15 protein-coding genes and 11 tRNA genes are annotated in these 17,554 nt (G+C 51.4%); 21 read left to right on the top strand and 5 right to left on the bottom strand.

Annotation, left to right across the window (positions count from 1 at the left end; all coding sequences use genetic code 11):
- Positions 1-159 precede the first annotated feature (159 nt).
- From BLQ82_RS30855 to BLQ82_RS30800, 12 genes are all read left to right on the top strand, one after another.
- A tRNA-Glu gene (locus tag BLQ82_RS30855) sits at positions 160-234 on the top strand.
- A 117-nt stretch (positions 235-351) separates the two neighbouring features.
- Positions 352-427 (top strand) — tRNA-Val (locus BLQ82_RS30850).
- Positions 428-460: 33 nt separating this feature from the next.
- A tRNA-Met gene (locus BLQ82_RS30845) sits at positions 461-534 on the top strand.
- A 75-nt stretch (positions 535-609) separates the two neighbouring features.
- Positions 610-687 (top strand) — tRNA-Asp (locus BLQ82_RS30840).
- A gap of 199 nt (positions 688-886) precedes the next feature.
- A tRNA-Gln gene (locus BLQ82_RS30835) sits at positions 887-961 on the top strand.
- A 7-nt stretch (positions 962-968) separates the two neighbouring features.
- Positions 969-1,044: transfer RNA gene (locus BLQ82_RS30830), tRNA-Lys, on the top strand.
- 17 nt (positions 1,045-1,061) lie between these two features.
- A tRNA-Leu gene (locus tag BLQ82_RS30825) sits at positions 1,062-1,145 on the top strand.
- A 7-nt stretch (positions 1,146-1,152) separates the two neighbouring features.
- Positions 1,153-1,227, top strand: a tRNA-Gly gene (locus tag BLQ82_RS30820).
- Between the two features lie 10 nt (positions 1,228-1,237).
- A tRNA-Arg gene (locus BLQ82_RS30815) sits at positions 1,238-1,314 on the top strand.
- 131 nt (positions 1,315-1,445) lie between these two features.
- Positions 1,446-1,519: transfer RNA gene (locus BLQ82_RS30810), tRNA-Pro, on the top strand.
- 12 nt (positions 1,520-1,531) lie between these two features.
- Positions 1,532-1,602: transfer RNA gene (locus BLQ82_RS30805), tRNA-Gly, on the top strand.
- Positions 1,603-2,209: 607 nt separating this feature from the next.
- Positions 2,210-3,163 (top strand): helix-turn-helix transcriptional regulator, encoded by a 954-nt coding sequence (locus tag BLQ82_RS30800; protein ID WP_062518907.1) that lies wholly within the window; start codon positions 2,210-2,212, stop codon positions 3,161-3,163.
- A 146-nt stretch (positions 3,164-3,309) separates the two neighbouring features.
- On the opposite strand, the gene katA is transcribed toward BLQ82_RS30800, so the two are convergent.
- Entirely contained in the window at positions 3,310-4,770 is a 1,461-nt protein-coding gene (gene katA / locus BLQ82_RS30795) for a catalase KatA (protein ID WP_062518906.1), read from the bottom strand.
- Between the two features lie 206 nt (positions 4,771-4,976).
- Between katA and BLQ82_RS30790 the strand changes: the two genes are divergently transcribed.
- Positions 4,977-6,215, top strand: coding sequence for a GGDEF domain-containing protein (locus BLQ82_RS30790; protein WP_062520758.1), 1,239 nt, complete (start codon positions 4,977-4,979; stop codon positions 6,213-6,215).
- 55 nt (positions 6,216-6,270) lie between these two features.
- On the opposite strand, the gene glgP is transcribed toward BLQ82_RS30790, so the two are convergent.
- On the bottom strand, positions 6,271-7,887 hold the full coding sequence (gene glgP / locus BLQ82_RS30785; RefSeq protein WP_062520759.1) for an alpha-glucan family phosphorylase: 1,617 nt from the start codon (positions 7,885-7,887) through the stop codon (positions 6,271-6,273).
- A 356-nt stretch (positions 7,888-8,243) separates the two neighbouring features.
- On the opposite strand from glgP, the gene BLQ82_RS30780 reads away from it, so the two are divergent.
- The 7 genes from BLQ82_RS30780 to BLQ82_RS30750 all read left to right on the top strand — a co-directional run bounded on the left by BLQ82_RS30780 (position 8,244) and on the right by BLQ82_RS30750 (position 14,524).
- Complete coding sequence (locus BLQ82_RS30780; protein ID WP_062520761.1) at positions 8,244-9,182, top strand: stalk domain-containing protein; 939 nt, start codon at positions 8,244-8,246, stop codon at positions 9,180-9,182.
- A 222-nt stretch (positions 9,183-9,404) separates the two neighbouring features.
- Complete coding sequence (gene rbsK / locus BLQ82_RS30775) at positions 9,405-10,328, top strand: ribokinase (RefSeq protein WP_062520762.1); 924 nt, start codon at positions 9,405-9,407, stop codon at positions 10,326-10,328.
- A gap of 42 nt (positions 10,329-10,370) precedes the next feature.
- A complete protein-coding gene (aroD, locus tag BLQ82_RS30770; protein ID WP_062520764.1) occupies positions 10,371-11,135 on the top strand; it encodes a type I 3-dehydroquinate dehydratase in 765 nt (254 codons plus the stop codon).
- 83 nt (positions 11,136-11,218) lie between these two features.
- A complete protein-coding gene (locus BLQ82_RS30765) occupies positions 11,219-11,908 on the top strand; it encodes a response regulator transcription factor (protein ID WP_062520766.1) in 690 nt (229 codons plus the stop codon).
- Positions 11,905-13,269, top strand: coding sequence for a sensor histidine kinase (locus tag BLQ82_RS30760; protein WP_062520768.1), 1,365 nt, complete (start codon positions 11,905-11,907; stop codon positions 13,267-13,269). Before BLQ82_RS30765 ends, BLQ82_RS30760 begins: the two co-directional genes overlap by 4 nt.
- A complete protein-coding gene (locus BLQ82_RS30755) occupies positions 13,266-13,865 on the top strand; it encodes a PepSY domain-containing protein (protein WP_062520770.1) in 600 nt (199 codons plus the stop codon). The genes BLQ82_RS30760 and BLQ82_RS30755 overlap by 4 nt, the downstream gene beginning before the upstream one ends.
- Positions 13,866-13,969: 104 nt before the next feature.
- Entirely contained in the window at positions 13,970-14,524 is a 555-nt protein-coding gene (locus BLQ82_RS30750; RefSeq protein ID WP_062520772.1) for a PepSY domain-containing protein, read from the top strand.
- Positions 14,525-14,647: 123 nt separating this feature from the next.
- On the opposite strand, the gene BLQ82_RS30745 is transcribed toward BLQ82_RS30750, so the two are convergent.
- Positions 14,648-15,058, bottom strand: a complete 411-nt coding sequence (locus BLQ82_RS30745) for a carboxymuconolactone decarboxylase family protein (protein ID WP_062520773.1) — start codon at positions 15,056-15,058, stop codon at positions 14,648-14,650.
- Between the two features lie 101 nt (positions 15,059-15,159).
- Here BLQ82_RS30745 and BLQ82_RS30740 point away from each other — a divergent pair, with 101 nt between their 5' ends.
- Positions 15,160-15,549, top strand: a complete 390-nt coding sequence (locus BLQ82_RS30740) for a MerR family transcriptional regulator (protein ID WP_062520775.1) — start codon at positions 15,160-15,162, stop codon at positions 15,547-15,549.
- A 119-nt stretch (positions 15,550-15,668) separates the two neighbouring features.
- Here BLQ82_RS30740 and BLQ82_RS30735 read toward each other — a convergent pair whose 3' ends face one another.
- On the bottom strand, positions 15,669-16,436 hold the full coding sequence (locus BLQ82_RS30735) for a MerR family transcriptional regulator (RefSeq protein WP_062520777.1): 768 nt from the start codon (positions 16,434-16,436) through the stop codon (positions 15,669-15,671).
- Between the two features lie 255 nt (positions 16,437-16,691).
- Positions 16,692-17,444: a 3'-5' exonuclease gene (locus BLQ82_RS30730; RefSeq protein ID WP_062520779.1), complete on the bottom strand. Its 753-nt coding sequence runs from the start codon at positions 17,442-17,444 to the stop codon at positions 16,692-16,694.
- Between the last annotated feature and the right edge of the window lie 110 nt (positions 17,445-17,554).

The raw sequence follows: 17,554 nt of genomic DNA, 5'->3' as shown, positions 1-17,554 counted from the left end.
GAAGCATAAGCTTCGTTAGGACTGCATCGCAATCTCGAACGAAGTGAGAGTATCCCTCTCTCTCCGTAGCAATACTTCCCTGAATAGGGATGAGAGCCCTCAGTGGTTCGTTGGAGCATAAGCTTCGTTAGGCTCCGTAGCAAGTTTTAAATGAATCATGGCCCGTTGGTCAAGGGGTTAAGACACCTCCCTTTCACGGAGGTAACATGGGTTCGAATCCCATACGGGTCACCAATTACATCTTCGTTTTCCGGGATGAGAATCCATTGGGTTCGTTGAAGCATCGGCTTCGTAAGGAATACATCGCAATCTCGTAACGGAGTGAAGAGTATCCCATACGGGTCATATTATGGAGGCTTAGCTCAGCTGGGAGAGCATCTGCCTTACAAGCAGAGGGTCGGGGGTTCGAACCCCTCAGCCTCCACCATTGTATTTTTCAAAAGAATACATTTTTTACTGACGCGGGGTGGAGCAGCCCGGTAGCTCGTCGGGCTCATAACCCGAAGGCCGCAGGTTCAAATCCTGCCCCCGCAATTTATCCCCAAAAAGTGAAGATATGCTATGTAGCGTATTCGGATTACTTTCCGGGGATCCCATAGTACTTAATTTGGAACCGTGGTGTAGTTGGCCTAACATGCCTGCCTGTCACGCAGGAGATCGCGGGTTCGAATCCCGTCGGTTCCGCCATCAAAATATGCTTCAGAGATGAGAATCCATAATAGGGTTCGTTGGAGCATCCGCTTCGTAAGGAATACATCGCAATCTCGTAACGAAGTGAAGAGTATCCCGTCGGTTCCGCCATCAAAATTTGCTTCAGGGATGAGAATCCTATATCTCGAAGTATAGAGCATCCACCCGATCCCGTAATTTTGCTAATTATTTATATTGGGGATTAGCCAAGCGGTAAGGCAACGGACTTTGACTCCGTCATTCATAGGTTCGATTCCTATATCCCCAGCCATATTTGAGAGCCATTAGCTCAGTTGGTAGAGCACCTGACTTTTAATCAGGGTGTCGAAGGTTCGAGTCCTTCATGGCTCACCATTTTTCTTCTGAAGTGTGCGCGTGTGGCGGAATGGCAGACGCACCAGACTTAGGATCTGGCGTTTCACGACGTGGGGGTTCAAGTCCCTTCACGCGCACCATGTTTTTGCGGACGTGGCTCAGCGGTAGAGCATCGCCTTGCCAAGGCGAGGGTCGCGGGTTCGATTCCCGTCGTCCGCTCCATATAGATTTTGCGCCCTTAGCTCAGCTGGATAGAGCGTTTGACTACGAATCAAAAGGTCGGGAGTTCGAATCTCTCAGGGCGCGCCATTTATACTTCCTGATTCATCAAAGTGCCCCTCAGATTCGAACGAATGAGTTCATTGGAGCATAAGCTTCGATAGCACGACTTCGCAATCGGACGCGTAAGCGGCCGTATCTCTCAGGGCGCGCCATAATTACGGGATGTAGCTCAGCTTGGTAGAGCACCTGGTTTGGGACCAGGGGGTCGCATGTTCAAATCGTGTCATCCCGATTTTACACCTGTGCGGGTGTAGTTCAATGGTAGAACTTCAGCCTTCCAAGCTGATAGCGTGGGTTCGATTCCCATCACCCGCTTAAATATTAATGAGAAGAATCCTTGCTGTGAGCAGGGGTTCTTTTTCTGTTGTTTAGGAAACTAAGCTTTCCTTTTTGTGGATTCTTTCTTTGCAGGAGTTCTGCAGGAGGAACGGGGGGAGGAGAGTAGTATCACATGGGGCTGCAGACAAGTGAAGTGGAATTAGTCCACTTAAATAGCCTGAAAAGCTTGCTGAATATGGAATAGTGGGAAAAAGTAAAGTTAATTTAAGCGAATTCATCGTAGAAAGTGCGAATCAACTGAATTAGTTATCCTTTTTCCAACTAGCACTACCAGGGAGGCCGCATAGGTAAGATTTAAGTTCACTTTTTCCACTTGAGTTCTTGAGTTTGTTACTGGTTCGAGCAGGGAAGGTTGGACGTCTGGGGAAAGGAGCGTTTCATATAAGCACGTATAATGGCACGATATTGGACGAATGCGAAATCATATGATGAGGGGGCTAACAGAGGATTTTTTCTCTTCATTTTATTAATGATTTTCACTGTATTGTATTTTTGCTGGCGGTCAGGGAGTGGGGGGAACTGATATTATTATGGTGGCGAGTACAACGACCATGACTAACAGGAAATTAAGGAGCTTACAGTAATGACTGACAAAGTAATTCGAATCTTCAAGATTATCAACGCCATCCAATCCAATCCCGGAATTACCGCCTCGGCTCTGGCCATCAGATGTGATGTGAACATTAGGACTGTCTACAGGGATTTGGAAATCATTAGCCATTTTGCACCTGTTACGAACGAGGGCAGGGGGACTGGCTATAAGTTTATGGGAAAGTTTTTTCTCTATCCGCTGGATTTCTCCGAACAGGAAGCATTGGCCTTCTCTCTTTTACCCTCATTTCTGAATCAGGACAAAATCCCCCCAGGATTCCACACTGCGTATGACAAGGTCATGGGCACCCATCTGAAGGAAAAATCCAAACAAAACGGAATACTTGAAAATATTGCTGATATTATTCAAATGGGCAAACCTGCATACCGCAAAAAAAGCCGGAATTTCCTGCAGCCGATCATTGGTGCCATTCTGGAGCAGCGGAGTATCCGGGCCATCTACCATTCCCAATCCCGCAATGCGCTTACACAGCGCGAGATTGATCCGTATTACCTGATTCCGCGGGATCAGCGTTTTTATCTGATTGGGTACTGTCACCTTAAGCAGGCGATCCGCACTTTTCGCATCAGCCGTTTTCAGGAGGTGGAGGTGACTGACCGGGGCTTTGATAAAGGCAATTTTAATATAAAAAAATATCTGAAAAACACCTGGTCCATCGACCGTGGCAGCAAAAACATCAAGTTCAGGGTGCGGTTTCATCCCGAGATCGCCCGTTATATTAAAGAAGAAGAGCTGTTCGTTCATCCCTGGATGAGCGATGAGAATGATGGCAGCCTGCTGTTTGAAGTGACTGTCAATAATGAAAAGGAATTCACCAAGTGGATTCTGCAGTATGGGCCGAATGCGGAGATTCTCGAACCGGCCTCGGCCAGAGAAGGGCTGAAGGTGCAGTTGGAGCAGTGGATGGGGCTTTATCAAAAGTGAGCAGCTCGGATTACAGCATCATGGGAGGTATTCAACTTGAATACGAACTTGCTGGAAAGCTAATGAATAGCGTGGAGCCTGTATTTCATACATAAATACCCCCGGTCATCAGGCCGGGGGGTATTCGTGAATAGAGCGCAGAAGAGTTACTCGCCCTGCTGTGGTACTGCCAGCCCCAGACCGGCGGCTACACGCTGGCCGAATTCAGGATCTGCTTTGTAGAAGTGGCCGATCTGCCGGAGCTTGATCTCATCCTTATCAACAGGTGTCATTGCACCAACGATATTGCGGACAAGACGTGTTCGTTCTTCTTCACTCAGCAGCCGGTAGAGGTCCCCGGGCTGGGTGTAGTGATCGTCATGATCATAAGAGACGCTGTCGGCTTTCCCTGAGACGTCAAAAGCTGCCGGCTTGTGCGCCGGGGACTCTGTCGCTCCGCCGAAGCTGTTCGGCTCGTAGTAGACGGAACTGCCGCCGTTGTTGCCATGAATCATGGCGCCATCGCGCTGGTTATTGTTAACCTCAGCAATCGGCCGGTTGATAGGCAGCTGGTTGTGATTGGCGCCTACGCGGTAGCGGTGGGCATCTCCATAGGCGAAGAGGCGGCCCTGCAGCATTTTATCGGGTGAAGCTTCTATTCCCGGTACAAAGGAACCAGGAGAAAACGTAGCCTGCTCCACCTCAGCGAAATAATTCTCGGGGTTGCGGTCCAGTACCATGCGGCCTACTTCAATGAGCGGATAATCCTTTTGCGACCATACTTTGGTTACATCAAAGGGATCGAAACGGTACGTATCGGCATCTTCTGCAGGCATAATCTGCACATGCAGTCTCCAGGCGGGGAAATCTCCTTTATCGATCGCATTGAACAAATCCTCGGTGTGATAATCCGGATTCTCCCCGGCAATTTGAGCGGCAAGATTCACATCGAGATTTTTAACACCCTGCTCTGTTTTAAAATGGTATTTCACCCACACTGCCGCTCCCTCGGCATTCACCCATTTGAAGGTGTGGCTCCCAAAGCCGTGCATGTGGCGGAGAGTGGCCGGTATGCCGCGGTCTGACATCAGAATCGTCACCTGGTGCAGCGACTCCGGCGAAAGGGACCAGAAATCCCAGACGGCATTGGGGTTTTTGAGATGGGTCTGCGGGTGGCGTTTCTGAGTATGAATAAAGTCCGGGAATTTGATCGCGTCGCGGATGAAAAAGACAGGCGTATTATTGCCGACCAGATCATAATTGCCTTCTTCAGTATAAAATTTCACAGCAAAGCCGCGCGGATCGCGCACAGTATCGGCAGACCCCAGTTCTCCGGCTACTGTAGAGAAGCGAATGAACATCGGCGTGCGTTTACCCACTTCCGATAAGAAGGCTGCTTTGGTATATTTGGACAAATCCTGAGTGACTTCAAAATAACCATGGGCTCCGGCACCTTTGGCATGAACTACACGCTCCGGAACACGCTCCCGGTTGAAATGTGCCAGCTTTTCCAGCAAATGAACATCCTGCAGCAGTGTGGGTCCACGGGAACCGGCAGTCATTGAATTCTGGTTGTCACCTACAGGTGCTCCCCAGCTTGTTGTAAGTTTGTTATGGCTATCGCTCATGAATAATTCCACCTCGTATTAGGATTTGATTTTAGAATAAGTATAAATATTATATTATCAAAAAATTTATAAATATCAATACTTATTTAGAATTATTTTAAATAAGTCTGCAATAGCCTGAATTTTCTGTTGTGCTCAGGCTTAAGAATGAACGATAATTATTCTGTTGGAGTTTCGTGGAGCCCATGCGGCGAGGAGGAGACAACATGCTGGACCGACTGATCAGACTGCCGTTCACGCTGACAGAGGAGGAACGCAGAGAACTACGCATGCTTACGTTAAGCGAAAATATTTCCAGGGGCAAGCTGTTTGCCAGAATCATCATAGGCATTGAATCGGCTTTGGCAGTAATTGATCTGGCCGCATCCATTGCCAAGCTTCATGACAGCTTTCACTTCAGCTTTTACTTTATGATGTATGTTTTTATGGTTGGGCTGAATGTGGCTTTTTTGCTTGCAGCCACCGCCTATGAAAGAGATGCCAAGCTGATGGAGGGCAGCTACCGGTTGTATGAGAAGCTGTTCACCATATATGCGTATACATTTGTGGTCTGGGGCACTGCCGTCACATTGTCGGATCAGCGGCTGTACGGGGCTGTTATGGCCTTTGTTATTAACCTGGTGGGGATTTCGGTCATTTTTTATTTCAATAACAAGATGGTACTGCGGCTGTATACAGTCTCTGGAGGGCTTTTATATATTGGGCTTCCTTTTTTTCAGCCGTCTTCGAATGTGTTGATTGGCCATTATATCAATCTGACCTTGTTCCTTTTCTTTACCTGGATGGCCTCAAGAATTTTGTATGTGAACTTCTGCAGCAATTATTACAACCGGATTCTGCTGGGAACCAGCCACCGGAAGCTGGAGGAGCAAATTATCCGCAATGAAAAGGTGCATCTGGAGCTGGCCCGGGCAAACGGGGAGCTGCAAAGGTTATCGCTGATTGACGCGCTGACGGAAATTCCAAACCGCCGGGCCTTTGATCAACAAATGCAGCGGCTTTTAAACCAAAGTGAAGAACCTTTCAGTCTGGTTGCCATACTCATGATCGATATCGATTATTTTAAGCCGTTCAACGACAACTATGGACATGCTGAAGGGGACCGGATCATCAAAGAAGTGGCACAGGCGATTCATGCGGAAATGGTGGGAGAACGGCAGTTTGCCGCCCGGCTGGGGGGCGAGGAGTTTGTGGCTGCAGCGTTTGATACCGGGGTGGACGGGGCAATGGAGCTTAGTGAAAGAATCCGCGCGCGCGTTCAGCGGTTGGCGGTTCCTCATGAGTATTCCGGGGTCAGTACCTGCCTTACGGTCAGCATTGGCGCAGCCGCAGGTGAAGCTGCGAATCCGGAGGAGATTGCGCGGCTTATGGAACGCGCCGATAAGGGGTTGTATCTGGCGAAAACCAGCGGACGCAACAGAGTATCCGGCGCCAGCAGCACATAAAAAAGAAGCCCCGCCTGCAGCCATAGAAGCTGCAGGCGGGACTTCGGCTAACAGGTTAACCTTTGATGTACATCCGGTTGTAGTATTCTTCCAGCATCCGTTTGCTCGCGAACTCGGTACGGGTGGTTTCGATGCTTTTGTGCATCATTTGGACCCATTTATTCTTATCCCCGTAGAAGGTTGGGAGTACGCGGTTCAGAAGAGTGTCGTACAAGGCATCGCTGTCGTGCTTATCCAGGACAGTAAAGTCTGTAGTCTCGAAGCCGCCGCCGATCTGCCAGCCATTCTCACCGTCAATGCAGGCTTCCGGCCACCAGCCGTCGAGGATGGAGCAGTTCAACACACCGTTCATGGCAGCTTTCATGCCGGAGGTCCCGCTGGCTTCCAGCGGACGGCGCGGATTGTTGAGCCAGATATCAGAGCCGCGTGTCAGCATAGCACCAATTGTCATATCGTAATTCTCAAGGAAGACAACGCTCTTCGGATATTTTTTCATCATCGCTACAAGGTTGCTGACGATTTTTTTGCCGGTGTCATCCAGCGGATGGGCTTTGCCGGAGAAGACGATTTGAATACGCCCGCTCTCCAGATAAGGCTCGATAATCTCCGGCTGGGAGAAAATCAGATCGCTGCGTTTGTAAGGGGCAGCCCGCCGGGAGAAGCCGATGAGCAGATTGTCCGCATTCAGCGAAATACCGGAGCGTTCTTTAATGAAGCTGATCAGCTCGCCTTTGATTTCCTTGTGGGTGGCCCAAAGGTCGCCGCCTTTCTCAAAAGCGCGGGTCATCCGTTCATCCACCCAGGTAGGCGTATGAATGGCATTGGTGATGCCGATGATATTCGATCTGCCGGCGACTTCCTTCCACATTTTATTTGCAGTATCGGCATGGAGCTGGGCGACAGCATTAGAAATACGCGACAGGCGCAGACCGGCCACCGTCATATTGAACGGATCGCCGCCGATCCGCTCCATTTGGTCACGGGTCAAGCCGTTAAAAGCGCCCATATACTCCAGACGGTCCAGCGGGTGCGTCTCATTGCCTTCCTTAATCGGTGTATGTGTAGTGAACACAACCTCTTCCCGGGTAGCTTTCCAGGCTTCTTCAAAGGAGCTGCCGCCGGACATCTTCTCCCGGATCAGCTCGATGGCTGCCAGCGCTGCATGCCCTTCGTTGAAGTGGTAGACGTCGATTGGAATCTGCAGCGCACGCATGGCTTTGACTCCGCCAATCCCAAGCACAATCTCCTGCGCAATCCGCTCTTCCCCAAACCAGCCGTACAGCTGGCCTGTAATCCAGGCGTCGCCATTCTCGGGAATATCCGTATCGAGCAGATACAGGGGATTGTTGCCGAAACGGTCGGTTTTCCATACTTTACAGACTACATCAATCTTGCGGACCTTAACGGTAACCTTCACTCCAGTATCCTCAAGGAAATCATAGACATTGTTGTGATAGGAGTCGTAAGGATTGCCGGCCGCATCGATCTTCTGGTCCGTATAGCCCTGCTTCCATTTGAGACCGATGGGGATGATCGGAGCCTGTATATCCTTGGCGCCCTTGATGTAGTCTCCGGCCAGAATGCCCAGGCCACCGGCGTACATTTTGAAGTCGGCGTGCAGTCCGTACTCCATGCTGAAATAAGCTACTGACGGTAATTGGTTCTCGTTCACTTGATAAGCCTCCTAAATAATAATTAGAATAAAATCTGGTATAACTGCAGGCTTGATCTAAGGTGCAAACGTTTGCTCAAATGACTAAAAAAACTTTTGTGGAATCGATTGCACACCTATTTTAGCACATTTCCAGAAAAATGCATATCGAACTTTGTAAACCGGATAATCTTATGAAATGTAATTCATAAGGCATGAAGGCTTCTGTAAAGTAGGTCCCCTTAGCTAGTGCCATAGTAGCGTTGCCATTTGCGGCCCGAGCTTATTTTACCAAAAGTCCTTTTTTTCTTATAAAGCTGGAGCTGGCAGCCGAAATAAATAATGAAATACACCACAACATAGGGGGAACCGAACACATGAAAAAAATCCTCAGTATCCTTGCAAGCTGTTTTCTGGCCATTAGCGTATTGTCGGGAGCGGCACTGGCAAAATCCGAAAACAGTAACGGAAAAGGCGCCAGCAATGGCAAAGGCAAAGCAGAAGCTGCAACTGAAGCTGCTGGAGTGCCAGCTAATGGATCAACGGCAGCAGACAAGGACAAGGATAAGGACAAGGACGAGAACAAAGACAAGGACAAAGAGCAAAGCAAAGAAGTGAATAAAGAAAGCGTCACTACCGCTACATATGCTACATATGGAGATAAGGGTCACAATGGATATAAGGGACTTCTGCATGCGATCGAAAATGTGCAGGATAAGCCGGCAGGGGCAGTTATCGCCGAGCTTTTGTTAACCCGCTACAACACTGAACTGACTCCAGAAATGAAGACCCGGCTGGAAGCGATTAAAGACAAGGATGCTGCGTTGACGGCGCTTGCGGAGATGCTGAATCAAAAAGGAAGCGTAACCGATGCCGTGTACGTACAGAAAGAAGCCATTTTGGCTAATGTGAAGAATCTGAATTCTTATAAAAAGCTGGGCAAGCTGTATGCGCAAACCGGCAAAAAAGGGATAAGGCTCTACGTTAACGGTGAAGAGTCCATCTCTGGCGTCGCTCCCGTTCAGACCGGGGGAAGCATATTAGTACCGTTCAAAGCCATTGCTGAATCCTTGGAGGCCGCGGTGGTCTGGAACCCGCAGGAGCGCTCTGTTACCATGACCCGGGATGGGAATACAGTGAAGCTGTTTATTGATAAAAAGACTGCGTATGTCAACGGACAAGCTGTTAGTCTTCAGGTGGCGCCGGCAATCGTAAAAGGCAATACGGTAGTGCCAGCCCGCTTTGTCAGTGAAGCCTTGAAAGCTACTGTAAAATGGGAGCCGGAATCCCAATCCGTAGTCATCTACGAAAAGTAGGCCTTGCGCAGCCTCGGGTAATGCAGTATTCTTTTGCAGGCGCTGAACAGCTATACATTCAGGAGAAGACACGGCAATTTTTGCCGTGTCTTTTAAGTATATGAGGATGCACTGGTCCATAAGAACAGCACACCGTTTCTGTCCGTTCAAGCGGAATGGGGTTTGATAAACCTTAGTAATCCCGAGTAAGATAGAGAGTAACAAGTCAGGATGGTGAAAAGAATGGGCATAGTGATAATAGGAAGCCTGAATATGGATCTGGTGGTGCGGACAAGCCGGGCTCCAAATGCCGGTGAGACATTGTTCGGACAGGGCTTCACCCTGTCTCCAGGCGGAAAAGGCGCGAATCAGGCAGCAGCGGCAGCCCGTCTCGGCGCAGATGTGAGGATGATCGGCAGAGTGGGCAGGGATACCTTCGGCAGCGAACTGCTTGAAGTGATGCGCAGGGAGCAGATCGGTACTGAGCATATAGGGCGAAGTGAAACGCAGACTACAGGGGTCGCCTCTATTGTGGTGGACGGAGAAGGGGAGAACCGGATTATCGTTGTGCCTGGCGCCAATATCGAGATGGGACCCGCGGATATCGCAGCACTGGAGCCGGTCATCAGCCAAGCGGAAATAGTGGTGATGCAGCTGGAGACGGATCTTGCGATGTGTGCACATGCTGCCGCTATCGCACATAGACATGGAATTCCGGTGATCCTGAACCCGGCCCCGGCCAGGGAGCTTGACGATGAATTTCTGCAGCATGTAACCTACCTGACTCCTAATGAGACGGAAGCGGGCATCCTGGCGGGAATGGCCGTGAACAGTGTTGATGAGGCAGAGCAGGCGGCGCGTAAGTTATTGCAAAAAGGCGTACAGAACGTCATCGTGACCCTCGGCTCCAAAGGGGCGTTGATTGTGAATAAGGAAGGAAGCCTGCATGTTCCCGGATTTCCGGTGCAAGCCGTGGATACGGTAGCTGCCGGAGATTCTTTTAACGGAGCCCTGGCCTGGCAGCTTACCCAAGGCAAAACACTGGCCGAAGCAGCCAGATTTGCTAATGCGGTCGGTGCGCTTGCGGTAGGCAAGCAGGGGGCGATTCCTTCGCTGCCGTATCTGCCGGAGGTTGAGCAGTTTCTGCAGGACGCTGCTGAACGGTAAAGTGAGCTTAGCTATATGCTGATACAATAAGGAGCTGAAAAAATGAGCGGTACTGTAACCGTTAAAAATGTAACCCTCGGGGAGGGGATTCCCAAAATCTGCGTTTCGCTGGTCTGTACTGCAATGTCCGAGCTGGTGGCAGAGGCCCAGGCGCTGAAGGAGCTGGCACCGGATCTGGTGGAATGGCGGAGCGACTTTTTTGCAGAGGTGGAGGATCTTGCGGCAGTCCGGAAAACGCTGGCTGAGATCTCCTCCGTCCTGCCGGATATTCCGCTGATCTTCACGTTCCGCAGCGCCAGGGAAGGCGGCGAGCGGGAGATCGCCACGGAATATTATATCCGGCTGAACCAAGCGGCCGCAGAAAGCGGCTATGTGGATATTATCGATGTGGAACTGTTCAATGAGGAGAACGTTGTCCGCGGGCTGATTGACGCTGCCCATGCCTGCGGGGTGTTTGTGATCGTCTCGAATCACGATTTCCACGGAACGCCGTCCCGGGAGGAGATTGTTTCCCGGCTGCGCCAGGCGCAGGAGCTCGGCGGTGACTTGCCGAAGATTGCTGTGATGCCGCAGCAGGCAGGCGATGTGCTGACCTTGCTGGCAGCGACAAATACGATGCGGGAGCAATATGCGGACCGTCCGATCATTACGATGTCCATGGCAGGAGAAGGTGTAATCAGCCGTCTGGCCGGAGAAATCTTCGGCTCGGCGCTGACTTTTGGCGCGGCACACAAGCCTTCGGCCCCGGGCCAGGTCGCTGTAGCCGAGCTGCGGAGGGTGCTGGAGCTGCTGCACCGCAGTCTATAGCCGGTGGAGGGGCTTCGGGCTTGACGGATTCGCTGCAGACGAATCGGCTTAACCGGGAATAGGGTTGAAGGGAGGGATCACATATGCCGGAAATGATTCTGGTTGTAGAGGATGAAGAGAAAATCGCCCGGTTGCTGCAAATTGAGCTGGAGTGCGAAGGTTATCTGGTGTCGATTGCCGGGAACGGCCATCAGGCGCTTGAATTGTATCAGACGAAGCAGCCCGATCTTCTGCTGCTTGATGTGATGCTTCCCGGCTTCAGCGGAATAGAGCTGCTGCGGCGTATCCGGAGTAATGATGCCGAGACTCCTGTTCTTTTGCTGACCGCAAAAAGCTCTGTGGAAGACAAGGTGTCGGGGCTGGATCTTGGCGCAAACGACTATATCACCAAGCCCTTTCAGATAGAAGAGCTGCTGGCACGGGTACGTGCTGCGCTGAGGCTGGCGGCCAACCGGAAAACGGAGGAAAGTGAAAGCCTCAAGGCGGATGACCTTGAGCTGAACGAAATCACGCGTGAGGTCATGCGGGCGGGCAGGAGAATTGAACTTACCCCGAGAGAGTTCGATCTGCTGGTGTTTTTGCTGAAAAATAAACGCCAGGTGCTGAACAGGGAGCAGATCATGACAGCAGTCTGGGGGTACGATTATTATGGAGATACCAATGTTGTCGATGTCTACATCCGCTATGTCCGCAAAAAAATCGCCCAGGACAACAGCAATGAGCTGATTCATACGGTCCGTGGCATCGGTTATGTGCTGAAGGAATCCCCATGAAGCTGCGCAGCAAAATTTATCTCTATTCCAGCGTGCTGTTTGCCGTACTTCTGGTAATCATGAACCTGGTCATCTACTTTATGTTCAGCCGGATGTCGATAGATAACCAGCTGGATCAGGCTGATGCGGAGACGGTGAAGACAGCCGCCGATCTGCGGAGGGCAGGCCGCGCGATTTCTGCACCGGAGCTGCTCCGCGCTTATGTCCCGATAGAGGGGATGCTGCGGCTGCTGAGACCGGACGGAAGCGGGCCTGCTCCGGTGACTTCAGCGGCTGAAGGGGATATCAGCCGGCTCGATCCGGAGTTTTATAAGGACAAACATAGTGGAGTTATTAAGGCAGGGGGGCGTTCCTATGCTTTTGTGACCGTTCCGGTCATCTGGATCGACGGGAGCGTAATGAATGTCCAAATGTTCAAAAGTCTGGAGAGCACGATGAGCACGCTTCGGGTTCTGAGGCTAGTGCTAGCGGGCGTAACCCTCTTTGCCATGCTGCCGCTCCTGCTCTCCAGCAGAGTGCTGTCCGGTCTGATTATGCGTCCCATTGTCCAAATGACTGCCACTATGCGGGAAGTCAAACACAGCGGCAAATTCACCAGGCTGAAGCTGGATGACACATCGAAGGATGAACTGGTCGAAATGGGGCATACATTCAACGAAATGATCGCTTTGCTGGAGAGCAATGCTGTTAAGCAGGAAAAATTCGTATCGGACGCTTCCCATGAGCTGCGCACACCCCTGACGGTGATCGAAAGCTATGCCAGCCTGCTTAAGCGGCGGGGATTGGATCATCCCGAATTGTTCAATGAATCGGTAGAAGCGATTCATTCCGAAGCCATTCGGATGAAGGAACTGACCGAACAGCTGCTGCTCCTGGCGAAACATCACGAAGAGTGGAACTTGTCCATGAGCATGGTTGATCTGGAGCAGCTGGCCCTGTCCTCAGCCAAGGCCTTCAAGAATGCCTACGGCAGGGAAGTAGCGGTGACGGTGAAAGGCCGGGTTCTCGGATACAGCGACGAGGCCAAGCTGAGACAGCTCTTGTTCATTTTTTTGGATAATGCCCGCAAGTATAGTGATCAAGAAATCAATATTGCCCTGGAATCCTCTGGGCCGGAGTCTATTATCCGGATTACGGACCGGGGGATTGGTATTCCCGAGGCGGAGCTGCCCAGAATATTCGACCGTTTCTATAGAGTGGACGAGGCCAGAAGCCGCCAGGACGGTGGGGCAGGACTTGGATTGTCGCTCGCTGCAGAAATTGCCGGAGCCATCGGGGCCAGGCTGTCTATGGAGAGTACCCAAGGCGTCGGCACTTCGGTTGTGATCCGGGTTGCGGCGATGAAGGGGGAACAATCATGAGGAATAAGCAGCCGGTGAACCCTAAGCTGCTGCCCAGAGTCTTGTGGGTGATTGCTGCGGTTGTGCTTATATTGTCTTGTGGATTTAGGATCTTTACACCGGAATCACCACAACTGCTCACGTCAGAAGAGGCGAAGCAGCATGTACTGGACGAATATGCAGGAAATATATTGAGCCTCAGCCTGCATTCCGGGAAGTATGTAGCGGAACTCGAAACGGCTCAAGGCAGATACGAGCTGAAGCTGGATGGGGCCACAGGGGAGGTTATCTCTATCGTACAGCTGGAGGCAGCCGCTGCCCCGCCTGTCCCGCCCACGCCGCAGCCATCTTCGGTGCCGCCGACAGCTGCTGCAGCATCGCAACCGCCTTCGGCGGCCCCGCAGCGGGTGGTGTCGGAGAAAGAGGCGGCCCAACTGGCTCTGCAGGAGGTGCCGGGAGAACTGGATGACGTAGATACCGGAATCAATGAATCGGGTGCTTTTTATCTGGTGGAGATCAATACCCCCGACAAGCGCGAGGCCGTAGTCCAGGTAGACGCCATTTCGGGAAGCATTATGTCTGTCACCTGGGAAAATCAGGACGAGGATAACTCTTAAGCCATTTCTCATCAAATTCTAATCTTCCTGTCCCCTTCTTCTCATACAAGCTCATTATAGTAAAGACATGAGCAGGTCAGAATGAGAAACAGGAGGCGACAATCATGAAAAAGAAGTTATGGAGCAGTATAGCCGCAGCGGCTATTCTACTCGGAGGAGCATACAGTATCAGTGAGGTCCAGGCGGCTTCTGCCGGGAATTCCGCTTCGGCGGGCACAAGCAAGACACTGATCGGCATTAGCAAGGCAGAACAGGCCGCGCTGAAGGCAGCACCGGGCCGGGTGGAGAGCATTGATCTGGAGAAAAAGCCCAGCGGTGCTTATTATGAGGTTGATATCCAGCAGCAAAACAAGGAGATTGATGTCCGGGTCGATGCGTATACAGGCAGTATTATAAGCGTGCGCGAGGAAGCGGACGATGAGGACGATGATGATACTCAGCCTGCAGCCACAGCGGAGGACAAAGCGGTGATCAGTGCAGCCCGGGCGGGAGAGGCTGCATCTGCAGCAGTGAAGGGAAAGGTTGTGGAGATCGACCTGGACCGGAATAAAGGAAGCCTGGTGTATGAGGTAGAAGTCAGAAACGGCAAGGTTACGACAGAAGTAGGGATCGATGCCTACACGGCAAAAGTGCTGTATACGGATGAGGATTTGGACTAGTCACGACCAGTACGCAATAAAACTGTTCAATTTACCCCGGCATATAAGAAAGGAGCTGCCTTGACCTAAGAGGCAGCTCCTTTTTCAATGGTGAGATACATGCGACAGGCATCAGATTCCCGGCTATGCCTCCTGAGGATCAATATTGGGGTGTACCGTCAGCCCCCGTTCTTTAAAAACCTCCTTGGCTGCAAAGGTGGCGTTGAGCACCCGCGGAAAACCGGCGTAAGGCGTGCAGTGCAGGATCGCTTCGACAATCTCTTTGGGGGATAGTCCCACGTTAAGTGCAGCATTGATATGCACGGTGAGCTGAGGTTCGCAGCCGCCAAGCGTGGTAAGCGAGGAAATGGTGATGAGTTGGCGCTGCTTTAAGTCCAGCCCTTCGCGGGAATAAATGTCGCCAAAAGCAAATTCAATCACAAATTGGCCCAAATCGGGAGAGATATCCTGCAGCGACTCAATCACCTTTGCCCCGCCGGAGCCATCCACCTCCATCAACTTTTCCCAACCGCGTTCATAACGTTCTGTAGTCATAAGAAAACCTCCATTGAAAATGAATTTTGTACCCTATGACCAGATTACAGTTTAGAGCGCGCTCTAATGCAAGCCGTAATTGGGTGTGATATGATTTCAGCATGGATAACTTACTAACCATTCAGGAAATGTCCCGTCAGACGGGTCTGTCTTCGCATACGCTGCGGTATTACGAGAAGGTAGGTATGCTGGAGGGCGTGGCGCGGAATGCACAGGGTTACCGAGCTTATTCGGAGGCGGATGTGTCTTGGGTACAATTCCTTGTCGTTCTGCGGGAGCTGAATATTCCGATCCGGGAAATGAAACGCTATTCCGATCTGCGCAGCCAGGGGCCATCTACCGTCCATGAGCGGCGGCTGATGCTGGAAGCTCACCAGAGCAGGGTGGAAGAGCAGATGCGGAAGCTCAGCGGGAGCCTGGAGAAGATTGCCACAAAGATTGAGTATTACAAAGGAATGGAGGAAGTTCCGATTTCTGTACCCCCTAATTAAGCTACGCAGCAGTTAAGCACAAGCACAAAGCAGCGATTCTCTAGTGTCAGAGAATCGCTGCTTCGCAGAATCATTCACTTATGGGAACAGCCCTAATTTGGACCAGTCCAGGAATAAGCCTATTCCTTCGAAGCTTCAGTGTATACATGCACGGCGTCTCTCAAAAACTTAGCTGTGCCCGGACGGGTTTTATCGTAGTAGGCGGTGAACCGCTCGTCATCGACATACATTTGCGCCACTCCAGCATGCGCTTCTTGAGAGTAGGTATCCCAGTAGAAGGTCAGCCACTGGCGGTGCAGGTCGGCGGCTTTTTGGGCCAGCACACTTGCCGGATCGCCATCCTCCATCGCCTGCTCCAGCACGCTGAACATCTCTGCCTCAACCTGCTGAATGGCGGCATACTGCTCTTCCGTCATATTTTTCAGCTTGCGGTTGGATTTCTCCACGGCCTCGTCGCCATATTTCTGGCGGATTTCCTGCCCGTATTTCTGCTCATTATCGTCAATCAGCTTTTGCTTAAAGCCTGCAAATTTCTCTTCATTGCTCATCGTTATTCTCCCTTCGGTTTGGGCCAGTGTTTTTTCGACGTTCAAGATCAGCATCTCCAATTGTTGTTTCCGCTGAAGCAGCTTCTCATGGTGCTCGCGCAGGGCCCGGGCTCCGTCAAAGGACGGTGCGGTGACAAGCTCCTTAATCCCTTCAAGGCTTAAGCCCAGCTCCCGGTAAAAGAGAATCTGCTGCAGCCGGTCCACCTCGGCCTGCCCATAGATACGGTATCCCGAGGAGTTGATTCTGGCCGGCCTCAGAATGCCAATCTCATCGTAATACCGCAGGGTTCGCGTGCTGACTCCCGCAAGTGCCCCCAGCTTCTGCACGGTATACTCCATAGTCTTGTTCAGCCTCCGTCTCTTTTTCAGCGTGTGTTCATGGATAGCCTCTCCTCAACGCAAGTTGCAAGCAGCTGCTTACAAAATCACTGTACACCTTTACGTAACGGCAATGTCAAACATTAATTTACAGCGGGCAGAACCGGTTTACAGGGTGACGCATACGAATTCTTAGATTGGAAACAGACAGCGGCACTCTCCCTAGTATGCCCACTAAGGAAACTGCCGCTGTCCAGTTACAGGTATGGAGCTGTGTTATTTCTTACCGAGCTGTGCCGCAAAATAGGCTTGGAGTTCCGCCAGCTTCCGGGGATCAGCTAAAGCGTCTTCTCCCGGAAAATAGTGTTCGGCCACCAGCTCCCAGGTGGGAACGATCTTTTGCGCCTTCATGGCTTTGATTGCGATCTTCACGGTTTTGCGTTCTCTGGCATTGGAGAAGGTGTCCACATAGTGCTGGGAACGCCCGAAGTCAAGATCGGGGAAGACGGCGCGGAAAATATCCGCAGTCATCTTGGCATCGTCCAGCGCGCGGTGCGCGGAGCCGGACGGCTCCAGCCCGAACAGGGCCATCGCTCCTTCTACGCTGATATCGTTGCTGAGGCCGCGGGCGCGCAGCACGCCTTTGAGCAGATCGAAATAGGTGGCGGCGAGCCAGTAGGCATCGTCCATTTTATGCATGCGCACATCCTGAATGATCCGTTTCATATCCTCGCCGCCCCAAGTCAGGAGCAGCACGCCGTCCACGCTCTGATCCAGCCAGGCCCGGAAGGCGGTAATCACCTTGGGGAACCGGTCGGCCACGTCGATATCCTCTTGGGGGATGCCGGTTTTTTTCTTAATGAATGAATTGAGGGTGGAGAAGTATATGGGTCTGATCAAAGCCGAGAATTCATCCTTATATTGCAGTGAAGCATCTAACCGGACGGCTCCAATCTCAATGACCTCCATAGGGTGTTCACTGGCAAATTTGCGGCCGTTGAATTCGATGTCCAGAATAATATAATCCACAGGTAATGCCTCCGTTTCAGTGACTGGCGCTAGGATTGCCTTAAAATGCGCCGACTATTCTATTTTAGCAAAAAAAACGCATGAATGGGGAATCTGGTGGAAGGAGAGGA

The organism is Paenibacillus jilunlii (genome assembly GCF_900102965.1).
GTDB classification, from domain to species: Bacteria; Bacillota; Bacilli; order Paenibacillales; family Paenibacillaceae; genus Paenibacillus_AQ; species Paenibacillus_AQ jilunlii.
The sequence above is the reverse complement of the archived record's forward strand: the minus strand, read 5'-3'. Positions and strand labels throughout refer to the sequence as shown.

Coding starts and splice junctions, on each gene's coding strand:
- BLQ82_RS30790 (WP_062520758.1), top strand. CDS start 4,977: ATGCTGGACCGACTGATCAGACTGCCGTTCACGCTGACAGAGGAGGAA.
- BLQ82_RS30780 (WP_062520761.1), top strand. CDS start 8,244: ATGAAAAAAATCCTCAGTATCCTTGCAAGCTGTTTTCTGGCCATTAGC.
- aroD (WP_062520764.1), top strand. CDS start 10,371: ATGAGCGGTACTGTAACCGTTAAAAATGTAACCCTCGGGGAGGGGATT.
- BLQ82_RS30750 (WP_062520772.1), top strand. CDS start 13,970: ATGAAAAAGAAGTTATGGAGCAGTATAGCCGCAGCGGCTATTCTACTC.
- BLQ82_RS30755 (WP_062520770.1), top strand. CDS start 13,266: ATGAGGAATAAGCAGCCGGTGAACCCTAAGCTGCTGCCCAGAGTCTTG.
- BLQ82_RS30760 (WP_062520768.1), top strand. CDS start 11,905: ATGAAGCTGCGCAGCAAAATTTATCTCTATTCCAGCGTGCTGTTTGCC.
- BLQ82_RS30765 (WP_062520766.1), top strand. CDS start 11,219: ATGCCGGAAATGATTCTGGTTGTAGAGGATGAAGAGAAAATCGCCCGG.
- BLQ82_RS30800 (WP_062518907.1), top strand. CDS start 2,210: ATGACTGACAAAGTAATTCGAATCTTCAAGATTATCAACGCCATCCAA.
- BLQ82_RS30740 (WP_062520775.1), top strand. CDS start 15,160: ATGGATAACTTACTAACCATTCAGGAAATGTCCCGTCAGACGGGTCTG.
- BLQ82_RS30735 (WP_062520777.1), bottom strand. CDS start 16,436: ATGGAGTATACCGTGCAGAAGCTGGGGGCACTTGCGGGAGTCAGCACG.
- rbsK (WP_062520762.1), top strand. CDS start 9,405: ATGGGCATAGTGATAATAGGAAGCCTGAATATGGATCTGGTGGTGCGG.
- katA (WP_062518906.1), bottom strand. CDS start 4,770: ATGAGCGATAGCCATAACAAACTTACAACAAGCTGGGGAGCACCTGTA.
- BLQ82_RS30745 (WP_062520773.1), bottom strand. CDS start 15,058: ATGACTACAGAACGTTATGAACGCGGTTGGGAAAAGTTGATGGAGGTG.